This window comes from Bradyrhizobium sp. CCBAU 51627 (assembly GCF_028128765.1).
In the GTDB taxonomy this organism is placed as follows: domain Bacteria; phylum Pseudomonadota; class Alphaproteobacteria; order Rhizobiales; family Xanthobacteraceae; genus Bradyrhizobium.
Map to the genome: position 1 here is coordinate 1 of NZ_LBJG01000080.1, position 14157 is coordinate 14157.

Below are 14157 nucleotides of genomic sequence, written 5' to 3' on the forward strand. Positions count from 1 at the left end.
CAGCCTTCCGGCTATCGCCAGCTGACCTGCCCGGCCCTGGCCGGTGAACGCGGTGACCCGCCGCCAGCTACACCATGCAAGGGGACACGATCGGGACACGAGAGCGCGAATGCCCCGCGACATCCCCACGATTGTGGCAAGATCGCATCGGGCAGGCAAAAAAATCCCCTGTCGACGGTCTGTCGCAGTACCTTGATGAATCAACCTCGGTTGGTCCATAAGCGGCGTCCCGCGGCCGGATTTCGGTCTGCGTCGCGTGCTTGGGAATACAGAGGAAATCTCGCGTGGCGAATATCAACCAGAAAATTGCGCAGGAGCTTGGGGTACGGGCGGAGCAGGTCGAGGCGGCGGTGACGCTGCTCGACGGCGGCGCCACGGTTCCCTTCATCGCCCGCTACCGCAAGGAAGCGACCGGTGCGCTCGATGACGCGCAATTGCGCACCCTGGAGGAACGCCTGGTTTACCTGCGCGAGCTGGAAGACCGCCGCAAGGCGATTCTCGAATCAGTGCGAGAGCAGGGCAAGCTCGATGCCGCGCTGGAAGCCTCCATTCTCGCCGCCGACAGCAAGGCGCGCCTGGAAGACATCTATCTGCCGTTCAAGCCGAAGCGCCGCACCAAGGCGGAAGTGGCCAAGGAGGCCGGCCTCGAGCCGCTCGCCAACCAGCTCATCGCGGAGCCCGCCAACGATCCGAAGGTCGTCGCCGAAGGCTTCATCAACGCCGAGAAGGGCGTTGCGGATGCGACGGCCGCGCTCGACGGCGCTCGCGCCATCCTGGTCGAACGCTTCGATGAGGACGCCGACCTGATCGGAGCCTTGCGCGAGGACATGTGGACCAATGCGCGCATGGCCTCCAAGGTGCGCGAGGGCAAGAAGACAGAGGGCGAGAAATTCGCCGACTATTTCGATTTTTCGGAGCCGCTGACCAAGCTGCCGTCGCACCGCATCCTCGCGATGTTCCGCGGGGAGAAGGAAGAGATTCTCGATCTCCAGATCCAGGCCGAGGAAGCGCCGCCCGCGGGCGTGCCGGGCGCCTATGAATTGAAGATCATGAAGCGGTTCGGCATCGCCGACCTCAAGCGGCCCGGCGACCGCTGGCTGATCGACACCGTGCGCTGGGCCTGGCGCACCAAGATCCAGGTGCATCTCAACATCGATCTGCGCATGCGGCTGTGGAATGCGGCCGAGACCGAAGCGGTGCGTGTGTTCGCCTCGAACCTGCGCGACCTCCTGCTGGCGGCGCCCGCCGGCACCCGCGTCACCATGGGCCTCGATCCCGGTTACCGCACCGGCGTCAAGGTCGCCGTCGTCGATGCCACCGGCAAGGTGGTCGACACCACGGCGATCTATCCGCACGAGCCGCAGCGGCAGTGGAACGAGTCGCTGGCGACGCTCGGCCGGCTCGCGATCAAGCATCGCGTCGAGCTGATCGCGATCGGCAACGGCACCGCCTCGCGCGAGACCGACAAGCTCGCGACCGAGCTGGTGAAGGGCCTCCCCGAGCTGAAGATGTCCAAGATCGTCGTGTCGGAAGCCGGCGCGTCGGTTTATTCCGCTTCGGCCTTCGCCTCCGAGGAATTGCCGGGCCTCGACGTCACCCTGCGCGGCGCGGTCTCGATCGCCCGCCGCCTGCAGGATCCGCTCGCCGAGCTCGTCAAGATCGAGCCCAAGGCGATCGGCGTCGGTCAATATCAGCACGATCTCGGCCAGGCCAAGCTCGCCAAATCGCTCGACGCCGTGGTCGAGGACTGCGTGAACGCGGTCGGCGTCGACGTCAACACGGCCTCGGCGCCGCTGCTGGCACGCGTGTCGGGCGTCGGCTCGGGCCTTGCGCAGAGCATCGTGGCGCATCGCGACGCCAACGGCCCGTTCAAGTCGCGCAAGGCGCTGAAGGAGGTGCCGCGGTTGGGCCCGAAGGCGTTCGAGCAATGCGCCGGCTTCCTGCGCATCCTCGGCGGCGAGGATCCGCTCGATGCCTCCGGCGTGCATCCGGAAGCCTATCCCGTGGTGCGTCGCATCCTCGCGGCGACCAAGAGCGATATCAAGGCGCTGATCGGCTCAAGCGAGATCGTGCGCACGCTGAAGCCGAAGGATTTCGTCGACGAGACCTTCGGTCTGCCGACCGTCACCGACATTTTGAAGGAATTGGAAAAGCCCGGCCGCGATCCGCGTCCGGCGTTCAAGGCTGCGGTGTTCAAGGAGGGCGTCGAGGAGATCAAGGATCTCAAGAAGGGCATGATCCTCGAGGGCACCGTAACCAATGTCGCCGCCTTCGGCGCTTTCGTCGACATCGGTGTGCACCAGGACGGCCTGGTGCATATTTCGGCGATGTCCAAAACTTTCATCAAGGATCCGCGCGAGGTGGTGAAGCCCGGTGACATCGTCAAGGTCAAGGTGCTGGACTTCGAGGTCGCCCGCAAGCGCATCTCGCTGACCTTGCGCCTCGACGACGAGGTCGGCGCCAAGAAGGACGCACCCGGCATGCAGCGCGACAACAATTCACGCAGTCCGGCCCGCATGACCTCGTCGGCCCCGCGCAAGCAGGAGTCCTCCAGCGGTGGCGGCGGTGCGCTCGCCGAGGCGATGCGCAGGGCCGCGGAGAAGAACAACGGCAAGCGGGCGTGAGAAGTGAACGGCCTGACATAGGGTGGGCTCTAACCACATCGTCGTTGCGAGCGTAGCGAAGCAATCCAGTATCCCTCCGCGGAAACAGTCCTGGATTGCTTCGTCGCGAGGGCTCCTCGCAATGACGGGGGAAGGGTGTGTGACGGCCTCCCTAACTTTCGCGACAGAATCTGGCGCGCTTGTAAGTTGAAGCCGCCTGCTGCTTCCTCTCTGATCCCCCTCGCGCGGCAGCATATCGCCGCGCGGCACGGAGGATGCTTCGATGGACAACAGGCTTCTTAAAGGCCTCACTGCGGTGGCGATCGCCGCGGCGATGGCACTCGCTTCACCGGTTCTCGCCAGAGGTGGCGGCGGTGGTGGCGGTCACGGCGGCTTCGGCGGCGGTGGCTTCGGGGGTGGTGGCCATTTCGGTGGAGGCATGGGCGGCATGCACGCTGGCGGCTTCGGTGGCGGCATGCATGTCGGTGGCATGGGCGGTGCGCATTTCGCCCATGTCGGCGGACCGGGCTTCGGTGGACCTGCCTTCGGCGGCGCGCGTTTCGCCGGTTCGCCGATGGCCGCGCATGCAGCCATCGGGCCGCGCTTTGCCGGTGCACCGCTCGCAACCCGCGCGGCTTTCGGGCCGCGATTTGCCGGCACGGGCTGGCACGGCCGGCCCTTCATCGGCCGTCATGCCTTCTTCTTCCGCCATCACCGCTTCCATCGGTTCGCCTTCTTTGGCGCGCCCTTCTACTACGCCAATTACTACGACGACGGTTGCTGGCGACGGAGCTGGACGCCCTATGGATGGCAATGGGTCAATGTGTGCGGGTACGATTGGTACTAGCATCGCCGGACCGCACCATTGTCGCGATCGCCACCAGATGGTTCCGCTCAGCCCCGGAACGGGATAGTCTGGTGGTGATCGTCGCGCGGAGTTTGTCATGACCGGAGGCCATCGCCGTATCCTCGTCGTCGAGGACGATCCGGAGACCGCAGGCCAGCTCGTCGAGGAACTGACGACGTCGGGCTACGACGTCGATCTCGCCGCCACGGGACGCGAAGCGCTCAGCCATGGCGTGGCCCGCGACTATGCCGTGATCACCATCGATCGCATGCTGCCCGATATCGACGGCATTACCGTGATGCGCCAATTGCGCGACGATGGTATCGCCGCGCCGTTCCTGATCATCTCCGCGCTCGGCGAGGTCGACGATCGCGTACGCGGCTTGCGCGCCGGCGGCGACGATTACCTCGTGAAGCCTTTTTCCTTCGTCGAGCTGCTCGCGCGCCTCGAGGCGCTCGGCCGCCGCAGCGAGACCATCGCCAAGGAAACGATTTTGCGAGTCGGCGATCTCGCCGTCGACCTGATCGCGCGCAATGCCAGCCGCCGCGGCCGCAAGATCCCGCTGCTGCCGCGCGAGTTCCAGCTGCTCGAATATCTCGTCCGCAACGAGGGGCGCGTCGTCTCCCGCGCGATGCTGCTTCAGCATGTCTGGGACCTGCATTTCGATCCCTCCACCAACATCATCGACGTCTATGTCGGACGCGTCCGCCGCAAGGTCGACGATGCCCAGGCCTATCCGTTGATCCATACCATCCGCGGCATCGGATATTGCCTCCGTGCTCCTGGCTGACACGCTTCGTTCCTCGACCTTCCGCCTGGCGCTGATCGCCATCGCGATCTTCGGCCTGATCGTCGCGGCGATCCTGGCCTACGTCTATTTCGGTACGCTCGCTTATGTACGGAGCCGCGTCGGGGACGTCGGCGACCACGGCGGCTTCACGGCGATGCTCGAGCTGGCGATGATCGCAGTTGCAGTGCTGCTGGTGGTGCTCGCCGGCCTCGCCGCCGTGCTGGTGACGCGGCGCACGGTCGGACGGATCGAGGAGATCAATGCCACCAGCCGCGCCATCATGCTGTCGGGCCTCGACCGGCGCATTCCCCTGCGCGGCAGCCATGACGAATGGGACCGCGTCGCCGAAAACCTCAACCAGATGCTCGATCGCATCGAGACGCTGATGGGCGAGGTCAAGCAGGTCAGCGACAATGTCGCCCACGATCTGCGCACGCCGCTGACACGAATGCGCGGGCGGCTGGAAAAGGCTTATCACGCCCCGCGTGACGGCGAAGCCGATGCCGCGCTGATCGGCGATACCATCGCCGATCTCGACGCCGTGCTCGGCATGTTCGCCTCGATCACGCGGATCTCGGAGATTGAGACCCGTGCCCGCCGCAGCGCCTTTCGCGCGCTCAACCTCGCCGAGATCGCCGGCGAGGTCGTCGAGCTCTACGACGCTGCGGCCGAGCAGGTCGCAACGCGCCTGAGCCTCAATGGGGATCGCGAGGTCGCCGTGACGGGCGACCGCGACTTGTTGTTCGATGCCATCGCCAATCTCGTCGACAACGCGATCAAGCATGGCCGCGCCGGCGGAAAGGTCACCGTGACCTGCCGCAATGCCGGCAATGGTGCGATGATCGCGATTGCCGACGACGGTCCGGGCATTGTCGCCGACCAGCACGACCACGTGTTCAAGCGCTTCTACCGGCTCGAGCAGAGCCGTTATACGCCCGGCAACGGTCTAGGCTTGAGCCTGGTCGCGGCGGTGTCGCGGCTGCACGGCGCCGAGATCGCGCTGCATGACAACGCGCCGGGCCTGACGGTCCAGCTCAGCTTCCCAAATGTGCTATAGCTCGATCACGCCGCGGCGCGCCGCATGCGCCACCGCATCGGTCCGGCCGGTCGCATCCAGCTTGTCGAGCAGCGAGCCGACATGGAATTTCACCGTGTGCACGGAGATGTTGAGCCGGCGCGCGATCATCTTGTTGGAAGCGCCTTCCGCCATCAATGCCAGCACATCGAGCTCGCGCTGCGTCAGGTCAATGTCCTCGGGCATCACGCGCGGATCGCGGGCGACGATCGTCGCACTCGCGGTCTCGCCGGGCGCAGCAAGGCGAAGCCCTGCGACACCGCCAAGCAGCGTCGCAAGACGGTCGGCCAGCGCGGGATCCTCGATCTCGAGCGACAGCACGATGTCAGGCGTGGTGTCCTCGCTCACGCCTCCGGCCTCTCGCCGACAGTGACCTTGAAGCTCGCCGGCTCACCGCCGCGGCGGACCGCGACATCGACCACCGTGCCGATGCTTGCGGGTCCCAGCGTTCGCGACAATGCGCGCACGCCGGAGAGCTTCTGGTCGTTGACCGCCACGATCACGTCGCCCTGCCGGATACCGGCTGTGGCCGCTGGGCCGGCCTTGTCGACGTTCATCACCATCGCGCCGAGCCCGTCATCGAGCCGCAGCGGCTGCAGTCCGAGCCCTAGATAGCCGCGGGCGATGCGGCCGCGAGTCTCGAGCTGCGACGCGACGCGCTCGATCGTTGCCGTCGGGATCACCAGCACCCGCCGCGGCCCGAGCACGGCCATGCCGAAGGCCTCGCCCGAGGCATCGAGGGCAAGCCCGCCCTCCTGGCTCGGACGCAGGCGAACGTCGAGCTCGATGCGCGCATCGATCTCGCCGCCGCGCAGGGAGCGCCAGCCCTTGCCGGAGGCCGACACCATCCCGAGCGCAGCGCTCGGGGTATCGCGATTGGCGGACACCACGACCGACAACGCGCCGAGGGCAGGGACCGTCGCGGCCAACCTGACCGGGGCGACGGCGGTATCAGCGCGCAGCAACGCGATATCGGTGGTGTGATCGCGGCCGGCGATGGTCGCGGCAATCGTGCTGCCGTCGGCAAGCACGATCTGGACGTCGCCCTCGTCGGCCAGCGCCTCGTCGGCGGTGGCGATCAGGCCGGACTTCCAGACGAAGCCGGTCGAGCGGGAGCGATGCGAGTGCACGGAAACGACGGAGGGCGCGGTCCGCGCCACGACGTCCGCGAGCGCGGACGACAGCGAGGTGAGAGGGGTGAGGTCGGTCATGGAAGGCTCCTGTAAGCTGCCTCCAATCTGGGATGTTACGGTCGATTGGGAAACTGGCCGGGTGGCCAGTCATCCGCAAGGCGCGGCCGACGAACATGTGATTGGGAGCCACTCACGGGAACGTGTAGCAATCCCCTGAAGCGTTGCGGCTGCTCAAATTGCCAGTGGCAGCTTAAAGCTCGCGATAGGCCCGCTCGCCGGTTTCGGGCCGCATGAACACCGCGACGCGCTTGTTCGTCTCAGGATCGATGAAGCGTTCGCCGGTGTCGACCCAGCCGGGGCCGATCGGCTGCTTCGAAGCCGGCTTGTAGCGGGTGTCATGGATCAGGCTCGCGATCAGGCCGATCCCGACGAATGTCAGCGGCACGCCGAACGGAAAGAAATGGCCGACGGCGAGCAGCACGATCGCGATCAGGAGCGCAGCGATACCGATCGGCAGCGACATGCTAGTGCGCAGGCTCGACCACGACGGCCGTTCCGTAGGCGACGATCTCGCTCATGGTCTGGCCGATCTCGGCGGAATCGAACCGCATCATCACGATCGCATTGGCGCCCATCGCGGTGGCATTCTCGACCAGGCGGTCGATGGCGTGGCGGCGCGCGTCTTCCAACAGCCTCGTATATTCCGGAATCTCGCCGCCCACGATCGAGCGCAGGCCGGCGACGATATTGCCGCCCAATCCACGGCTGCGGACGACGATGCCAAAACACTGGCCGAGTGTCCGGACCACGCGGTGGTTGGCGACGCTCTCGGTGGTGACGATCAACATGGGGCTTCCCTGCCTGGTTGCACGCCACATTAGTCCGCGCCCGGATGGAACGGTTCAATGCCGTTGTCCCCCAGAACGTCGTCAATGCCGCGCAGCCACCGCGCCGAGGACATTGTCCCAGCGGTAGGAATAACCGACGCCGACGATATAATCCGGCGAATTCCTGTTAAGGCCGAACGCCAGGTGGAAATCGATCTGTTCGGTCCGGTTCAAGAGATAGCCGCCGCCAACATTGAACAGTGCCGTGCTGGCGCCGCGCGAGGGGAAGTCGCCGACATATTCAGCGAACAGCGCCACCTTCTCGTTGACCTTCCGCTCGATCACGAAGGTTGTCTCGCTGGTCTGACGGTTGGCGAGATCCGACGGCCGGAAAAAGCTGGTAAACATGCCGCTGATGCCCCAGCCGCTGCCGAGCTCGTAGGACCAGGGTACTTGCAGATAGGGTTGATGGCCTGAGCCTGATATCGCGGGTGTCCCAGTCGGCAGACCGACCCCCGACACCACCGAGAGGTTGGCCGACTCCGGCAGCCCGCTGATCTGCCATTTCACGGCGGGGGTGATATTGGTGAAACCGGTGTCGACGGGGCCGGCCAACCGACCGATGTAGCTCGGCACGTCGACCAGCACTTCGAGGCAGGGTGCGACACCAAAACGGAGGCGGCTGTTGCTGCCGTCAAAGCTCTTCGCCGCGCTCTGACCCGACGTGTTGACGCCGTTCTCGATCTGGATGCTGCCGTCAGGCACGACCAGGCTGGAATTGGTCACGTCGGGGCGGTCGGTCGCGATCTCCGATCGCGGTGAGGGGCACTCACCAGCCTCGGCCATGCCGGGACAGATCGCGGCCAGGAGGCCGACGCACCCCCTGGAAAGCCGCCAATGCCGCAGGACAATTCCCCAAACCACGAATACGCTCTTCGAAGGCAGCTTGCTTGCCGGCAATACGACCCCATGTTAGCACGCACCGGTTCGCGCGCCTGCCAGACAAGACCCAGCTTCCCGGACTTTATTCCCGACATGACGGATTTTCGCGGCGTCTTTCCCTATCTCGTCTCGCCTGTCGATGCCGACGGTACAGTGCGGACGAACGTGCTCGCAAAGCTCTGTGACGATCTGATCGGCGCTGGCGTGCACGGGCTGACGCCGCTCGGCTCGACCGGCGAATTCGCCTATCTCAATGCTGCGCAGCGGATGGCGGTGGTGCAGACCACGATCGAGGCTGCAAAGGGCCGCGTGCCTGTGGTGGCGGGAGTTGCATCCAGCTCGACGGCAGACGCGGTGGCACAGGCGCAGGCCTACGAGAGGTTCGGTGCCAACGGCATTCTGGCGATCCTCGAGGCCTACTTTCCGCTCACGGATGTCCAGGTTGAATCCTATTTCCGCAGCATCGCGGATGCCGTGGACATTCCGGTCGTGATCTACACCAACCCGCAATTCCAGCGCTCGGATCTCACGCTGGATGTGATCGCACGCCTCGCCGAGCATCCGCGCATCGGTTACATCAAGGACGCCTCGACCAACACAGGCCGGCTGCTCTCGATCATGAACCGCTGCGGCGATTCCTTGCGCGTGTTCTCCGCCTCCGCCCATATCCCGGCCGCAGTGATGCTGATCGGCGGGCTCGGCTGGATGGCAGGACCGGCCTGCATCATCCCGCACCAGAGCGTTGCGCTCTACGACCTCTGCCAGGCCGGCCGCTGGGACGAGGCCATGGCGCTCCAGCGCAGGCTGTGGCGGATCAACGAAGCCTTCGCCCGCTTCAACCTCGCCGCCTGCATCAAGGCCGGCCTTGCGATCCAGGGCTATGACGTCGGCGATCCCGTCCCGCCGCAGGCGCCGCTGACGGCGGATGCGCGCAAGGTCGTGGAAGCGGCGCTGCGGGACGTCTCTCTGTAGTCGACAAGCGCGGACATGACGAAATCGTAGGTATCCCGCCCGAAACCGCGGCTGGTCTGAGCTCGATTGGTCCGCTAAAAGGCAGCCCGCATTCAAGCCTTTGAGGACCCCACGGAATGAACATTCTTCCCGGCAATCTGCGTTTCGGAGCGGGCCAGCCCGTCAAGCGTTTGGAAGACCAGCGGCTGCTCACCGGGAAGGGACAGTTCATCGACGACAAGCCGGAGGACGGCGCGCTGTGGTTGCACGTGCTGCGCTCGCCGCATGCGCACGCGAAGATCGTCTCGATCGACACCAGCGCAGCCGCATCGATGCCGGGCGTCACCGCGATCTATACCGGCGCGGACCTCGTCAAGGACGACATCGGTGCGATCCCGACGCTGAGCATCTTCAAGCGCCCGGACGGCAAGCCGATGACGGTGCCGCCGCGGCGGCTGCTCGCCCATGAGGTGGTGCGCTATGCCGGTGAAGCAGTGGCGGCCGTCGTCGCCTCGTCGCGCGCCGACGCGCAGAGCGCCGCCGAGGCGATCATCGTCGAATATGACGTGCAACCCGCCGTGGTCGATCCCGTCGAGGCCGTGAAGCCCGGTGCGCCCGTGGTGTGGCCGGAGGCGCCCGACAACATTGTCGGCGCGATGAGCTATGGCGATGCCGCCAAGGTAGACGAAGCCTTCGCCAAGGCCGCGCACACGGTTGAGCTCGATCTCGTCAGCCAGCGCCTTGTTCCTTCCGCGATGGAGCCGCGCTCGACCATCGCCGAGATCGACAAGAAGACCAGCCGCCTCCTGCTGCATGTGCAGTCGCAGACCCCGGCCTCGACCCGCGATGTGCTCGCGGAAGCCGTGCTCAAGCGCCCCAAGGACAGCGTGCGCGTGCTGGTCGGGGATATCGGCGGTGGCTTCGGCCAGAAGACCAACCTCTATCCCGAGGATGGCATCGTTGCTTATGCCGCGACCAAGCTGAACAAGAAGATCCGCTGGCGCGGCGACCGCACCGACGAGTTCGTCGGTGGCACCCACGGCCGCGATCTCACCTCGATCGCCTCCTTCGCGCTCGACGAGAAGGGCAAAGTGTTGGCCTATCGCGTTAGCTCGATCGGATGCACTGGCGCGTATTCCTCGGGCGCGGCCAACATCATTCCGCTGGTGCTCGGGCCGTTCGTGCAGACCGGCGTTTACGATCTGCCGCTGGTGCATTTCGAGGTGAAGTCGGTGATGACCCACACCGCGCCGGTCGGTGCCTATCGCGGCGCGGGCCGGCCTGAGGCCGTCTTCATCGTCGAGCGCCTGTTCGACGCCGCCGCGCGAAAGATCGGCATGGATCCGCGTGCGATCCGCAAGGTGAACTACATCAAGCCGGCGCAACTGCCTTATACCAATGCGGCCGGTCAGGTGTACGATTCCGGCGCCTTCGCGCACATGCTCGACCGCGCCGTAAAGCTCGCCGACTGGGACGGCTTTGCCGCACGCAAGAAGGCGGCGAAGAAGAAGGGCCTGCTCTACGGCCGCGGCCTCACCTCCTACATCGAATGGACCGGCGGTCGCGCGCATACTGAAAAGGTTACGCTGCAAGCGACCTCGCAGGGCCGCGTCGTGCTGCATTCCGGCACTCAGGCAATGGGGCAGGGGCTGCAGACCACCTACACCCAGATGATATCGGACACGCTTGGCATCCCCATGGACAAGATCGACGTCGTGCAGGGCGACACGGATCTGGCGATGGGTTTTGGCAGCGTCGGCTCGCGCTCGCTGTTCGTCGGCGGCACGGCGGTCGCGGTCTCCTCCAACGACCTGATCCAGAAGGCGCGTGAGAAGGCGGCGAACGTGCTGGAGACCTCGGTCGAGGACATCGAATATCAGGGCGGCATGCTCACCGTGGTCGGTACCGATCGTCGCATCAGCCTGTTCGACCTCGCCGAGAGTGAGAGCGGCGCCAAGCTCAGTGTCGATTCCGAGGGCGAGGTCGATGGACCGAGCTGGCCGAACGGCACGCATATCTGCGAGGTCGAGATCGATCCGGAGACCGGCGTGTCGAAGGTCGTCCGCTACACCACGGTCGACGACGTCGGTGTCGCCGTGAACCCGATGCTGGTCACCGGCCAGATCCATGGCGGCGTTGCACAAGGCATCGGTCAGGCGCTGTATGAGGGCGTGTCCTATGATGCCGACGGCCAACTCCTCACCGCGAGCTACCAGGACTATTGCATCCCGCGGGCCGACGACGTGCCGCCGATCGTGGTGACGCTGGACGACTCCGCGCCCTGCCGCACCAATCCACTCGGCGCCAAGGGCTGCGGCGAATCCGGCGCCATCGGCGGCCCTCCTTGCGTTACCAATGGCGTGATGGACGCGCTCGCCGACCTCGGCATCACCCAGCTGAACACGCCGCTGACGCCGCAGAAGATCTGGAAGGCGATCAGGGACGCGAAGGCGAGCTAAGAGCGACGGCGCGTAGCCTGGATGGAGCGCAGCGAAATCCGGGCCCGCCCTGTTACCATGACGTCATTGCGAGCGCAGCGAAGCAATCCGGAGTCCCTTCACCGAAAGATTCTGGATTGCTTCGTCGCAAGGGCTCCTCGCCCTGACGAAGGAGAGAGTCGTCGTCCTCATATCCCCAGCATCATCTTCGCAATGATATCGCGCTGGATCTCCGAGGTGCCGCCGAAGATCGTGTAGGCCCGGCCATTGAGATATTCCGGCACCACCGTCAGCATGTCCTCGGGCAGCGCCGGCTCGTGATTGAGCTTGTAGAGCGGGCGCATCGGCTCTACCGCGAGAGCATCGTGGCCGATCACGTCGACGCCGAGCCGTGTCACGGCCTGCCGGATTTCGCTGTTGCGCAGCTTCAGGATCGATGACACCGCGCCGGGGTTTTGCCCGGTCTGCAGCGCCGAGAGCACGCGCAGCTCGGTCATTTCCAGCGCGTCGATGTCGACCTCGACCTCGGAGATGCGCGTGGCGATATCGGGGCTGTCGATGGCCCGTCCCGTGAGATCGGACTCAGCGAGCTCGGTGATGGCGCGCAGCCCTTCGCGCAGCTTGGCCGAGGCAATGCCGGAGCCGCGCTCGAACTCGAGCAGATACTTGCCGTATGTCCAGCCCTTGCCTTCCTCGCCGACGCGGTTGGCGACGGGCACGCGCACGTCGTCGAAGAACACCTGGTTGACCTCGTGGTCGCCGCCGATGGTCAGGATCGGCCGTGTGGTGATGCCCGGCGTCTTCATGTCGATCAGGATGAAGCTGATGCCATCCTGCTGCCGGGGGCCGTCGCTGGTCCGCACCAGCGCGAACATGCGGTTGGCGTGGTGCGCGTGGGTGGTCCAGATCTTGGTGCCGTTGACGATGTAGTCGTCGCCGTCGCGCACTGCGCGCGTCTTCAGCGAGGAGAGATCTGAGCCGGAGCCCGGCTCCGAATAGCCCTGGCACCAATAGTCCTCGCCGGAGAGAATCCGCGGCAGATAAAAATTCTTCTGCTCCGGCGAGCCGAAACCGATGATGACGGGCCCGACCATCTTCACGCCCATCACATTGACATTGGGCACGCCGGCCCGCGCGCACTCGGTCTCGAAGATCCAGCGTTGCGCCGGCGTCCAGTCGGGTCCGCCATGTTCGACCGGCCAGCCCGGTGCACCCCAGCCGCGGCCGTGCAGCGCGCGTTGCCAGGCCATGCCGATGTCGGGATCGGAGAACACCGACGGTGTCAGCGCGGTCGCGCGCTTCATCTCGTCGGTGAGATTCTTCGCGATGAAGCCGCGCACCTCGCTCTGGAAGGCGCGCTCCTCGGCATTGAACGAGAGGTCCATGATGCGCTCCTTTTTATCAGCCGGGCTGAGTAACGCGGCCAAGCTGGGCGTGGCGGGCGTAATGATGCGCGGTGCCGCCGAACAGCGTGTCGAAGGCGACGAGCCGCTTGAAATAGGCGCCGACCTCGAGCTCCTCGGTGACACCCATGCCGCCGTGAAGCTGGATCGATTGTTCCCCGACAAAGCGCGCGCATTTGCCGATCTTGGCCTTCGCGCCCGAGGCGGCCCGGGCGCGCTCGCCCGGCGCGTTATCGGCCTTCAGGGCGGCGCGGAGCGCCATCGAACGTGCTTCGTCGACCTGGATCGCCATATCGGCGAGGCGGTGGCGGATCACCTGGTTGGCGGAGAGCGGCCGGCCGAATTGTTTTCGGATCTTGGTGTATTCGAGCGTCGTCTCCAGCAGCGTCTGCATGATGCCGACCGCTTCGGCACCGAGCGCGGCCATGGCGCGATCGACCGCCCATTCGATCGCCGGCAGCGCGTTCTTGCCGTTGCCGAGCAGGGCGTCCTCCGGCAGCTGCACGCCTGACAGTTCGATGTCGCAGGCGCGTCCGCCGCCGAGGCGCGGATAATCGGTGAGCACAAGGCCGGGCGCGGTTGCCGGCACCAGAAACAGGCCGAGCCGCCCCGACGGTCCATGATGATCATGCAGGTGCGCAGAGACGATGATCTCGTCGGCGGCATGGCCATCGAGCACGGCGATCTTGCTGCCGGCGAGCCGCCAGCCTTGCGCCGTCTTGTTGGCGACGGTGGCCACCTTGGCAAGATCGAACCGCGCCACGCGCTCGGAATGCGCAAACGCCAGCTTGAATGATCCGTCCGCGACCTTGGGCAAGCTCGCCTGCTTCTGCGCCGTGCTGCCGCATCTGTCGATCAGCGCGGCGCCCAGCACGATTGTGGCGACATAGGGCTCGGACACCAGCCCACGGCCAAAGGCTTCCATCAAGATGCCGATCTCAATCGGCCCGCCACCGAGCCCGCCAAACTCCTCTGCGATCGGCAGGGCCAGCCAGCCGAGCTCGGCGAACTGCTTCCACACGACAGGGCTGAAGCCGAGCGGATCATTCGCCATCTTGCGGCGGTGGTCGGCATCATAGCTTTCCGCCACGAAGCGTTCCGCGCTCTCGCGCAGCAGCCGTTGCTCGTCGCTGAGATTGAGGTCCATG

At 65.6% G+C, this 14157-nt stretch carries 13 protein-coding genes; 6 read left to right on the top strand and 7 right to left on the bottom strand.

What is annotated here, in order from left to right; all coding sequences use genetic code 11:
- The first annotated feature begins 284 nt into the window (after positions 1-284).
- The 4 genes from XH88_RS28020 (at position 285) to XH88_RS28035 (ending at position 5297) form a co-directional block, all read left to right on the top strand.
- Complete coding sequence (locus tag XH88_RS28020) at positions 285-2624, top strand: Tex family protein (RefSeq protein ID WP_271671458.1); 2340 nt, start codon at positions 285-287, stop codon at positions 2622-2624.
- A gap of 262 nt (positions 2625-2886) precedes the next feature.
- A complete protein-coding gene (locus XH88_RS28025; RefSeq protein WP_271671459.1) occupies positions 2887-3450 on the top strand; it encodes a hypothetical protein in 564 nt (187 codons plus the stop codon).
- Positions 3451-3547: 97 nt separating this feature from the next.
- Positions 3548-4240, top strand: a complete 693-nt coding sequence (locus tag XH88_RS28030) for a response regulator transcription factor (protein WP_209967714.1) — start codon at positions 3548-3550, stop codon at positions 4238-4240.
- Positions 4227-5297 (top strand): sensor histidine kinase, encoded by a 1071-nt coding sequence (locus XH88_RS28035; RefSeq protein ID WP_271671460.1) that lies wholly within the window; start codon positions 4227-4229, stop codon positions 5295-5297. The genes XH88_RS28030 and XH88_RS28035 overlap by 14 nt, the downstream gene beginning before the upstream one ends.
- Here the strand turns inward: XH88_RS28035 and XH88_RS28040 are convergent.
- The 5 genes from XH88_RS28040 to XH88_RS28060 all read right to left on the bottom strand — a co-directional run bounded on the left by XH88_RS28040 (position 5292) and on the right by XH88_RS28060 (position 8199).
- Positions 5292-5663, bottom strand: a complete 372-nt coding sequence (locus tag XH88_RS28040) for a response regulator transcription factor (RefSeq protein ID WP_271671461.1) — start codon at positions 5661-5663, stop codon at positions 5292-5294. The two genes, XH88_RS28035 and XH88_RS28040, sit on opposite strands and share 6 nt — an antisense overlap.
- Entirely contained in the window at positions 5660-6526 is an 867-nt protein-coding gene (locus XH88_RS28045) for a S1C family serine protease (RefSeq protein WP_271671462.1), read from the bottom strand. The genes XH88_RS28040 and XH88_RS28045 overlap by 4 nt, the downstream gene beginning before the upstream one ends.
- A gap of 172 nt (positions 6527-6698) precedes the next feature.
- Positions 6699-6971, bottom strand: coding sequence for a hypothetical protein (locus XH88_RS28050; RefSeq protein ID WP_271671463.1), 273 nt, complete (start codon positions 6969-6971; stop codon positions 6699-6701).
- A gap of 1 nt (position 6972) precedes the next feature.
- On the bottom strand, positions 6973-7296 hold the full coding sequence (locus XH88_RS28055; RefSeq protein ID WP_271671464.1) for a YbjQ family protein: 324 nt from the start codon (positions 7294-7296) through the stop codon (positions 6973-6975).
- An 81-nt stretch (positions 7297-7377) separates the two neighbouring features.
- Positions 7378-8199: a transporter gene (locus tag XH88_RS28060; RefSeq protein ID WP_271671465.1), complete on the bottom strand. Its 822-nt coding sequence runs from the start codon at positions 8197-8199 to the stop codon at positions 7378-7380.
- A 111-nt stretch (positions 8200-8310) separates the two neighbouring features.
- Between XH88_RS28060 and XH88_RS28065 the strand changes: the two genes are divergently transcribed.
- A complete protein-coding gene (locus tag XH88_RS28065; RefSeq protein WP_271671466.1) occupies positions 8311-9189 on the top strand; it encodes a dihydrodipicolinate synthase family protein in 879 nt (292 codons plus the stop codon).
- Between the two features lie 116 nt (positions 9190-9305).
- Positions 9306-11627: a xanthine dehydrogenase family protein molybdopterin-binding subunit gene (locus tag XH88_RS28070; protein WP_271671467.1), complete on the top strand. Its 2322-nt coding sequence runs from the start codon at positions 9306-9308 to the stop codon at positions 11625-11627.
- A gap of 167 nt (positions 11628-11794) precedes the next feature.
- On the opposite strand, the gene XH88_RS28075 is transcribed toward XH88_RS28070, so the two are convergent.
- Both XH88_RS28075 and XH88_RS28080 read right to left on the bottom strand, forming a co-directional pair.
- Entirely contained in the window at positions 11795-12991 is a 1197-nt protein-coding gene (locus XH88_RS28075; protein ID WP_271671468.1) for an acyl-CoA dehydrogenase family protein, read from the bottom strand.
- A gap of 16 nt (positions 12992-13007) precedes the next feature.
- Positions 13008-14156, bottom strand: a complete 1149-nt coding sequence (locus XH88_RS28080) for an acyl-CoA dehydrogenase family protein (protein WP_271671469.1) — start codon at positions 14154-14156, stop codon at positions 13008-13010.
- Position 14157 lies beyond the last annotated feature (1 nt).

Coding starts and splice junctions, on each gene's coding strand:
- XH88_RS28065 (WP_271671466.1), top strand. CDS start 8,311: ATGACGGATTTTCGCGGCGTCTTTCCCTATCTCGTCTCGCCTGTCGAT.
- XH88_RS28045 (WP_271671462.1), bottom strand. CDS start 6,526: ATGACCGACCTCACCCCTCTCACCTCGCTGTCGTCCGCGCTCGCGGAC.
- XH88_RS28080 (WP_271671469.1), bottom strand. CDS start 14,156: ATGGACCTCAATCTCAGCGACGAGCAACGGCTGCTGCGCGAGAGCGCG.
- XH88_RS28050 (WP_271671463.1), bottom strand. CDS start 6,971: ATGTCGCTGCCGATCGGTATCGCTGCGCTCCTGATCGCGATCGTGCTG.
- XH88_RS28055 (WP_271671464.1), bottom strand. CDS start 7,296: ATGTTGATCGTCACCACCGAGAGCGTCGCCAACCACCGCGTGGTCCGG.
- XH88_RS28075 (WP_271671468.1), bottom strand. CDS start 12,991: ATGGACCTCTCGTTCAATGCCGAGGAGCGCGCCTTCCAGAGCGAGGTG.
- XH88_RS28025 (WP_271671459.1), top strand. CDS start 2,887: ATGGACAACAGGCTTCTTAAAGGCCTCACTGCGGTGGCGATCGCCGCG.
- XH88_RS28070 (WP_271671467.1), top strand. CDS start 9,306: ATGAACATTCTTCCCGGCAATCTGCGTTTCGGAGCGGGCCAGCCCGTC.
- XH88_RS28030 (WP_209967714.1), top strand. CDS start 3,548: ATGACCGGAGGCCATCGCCGTATCCTCGTCGTCGAGGACGATCCGGAG.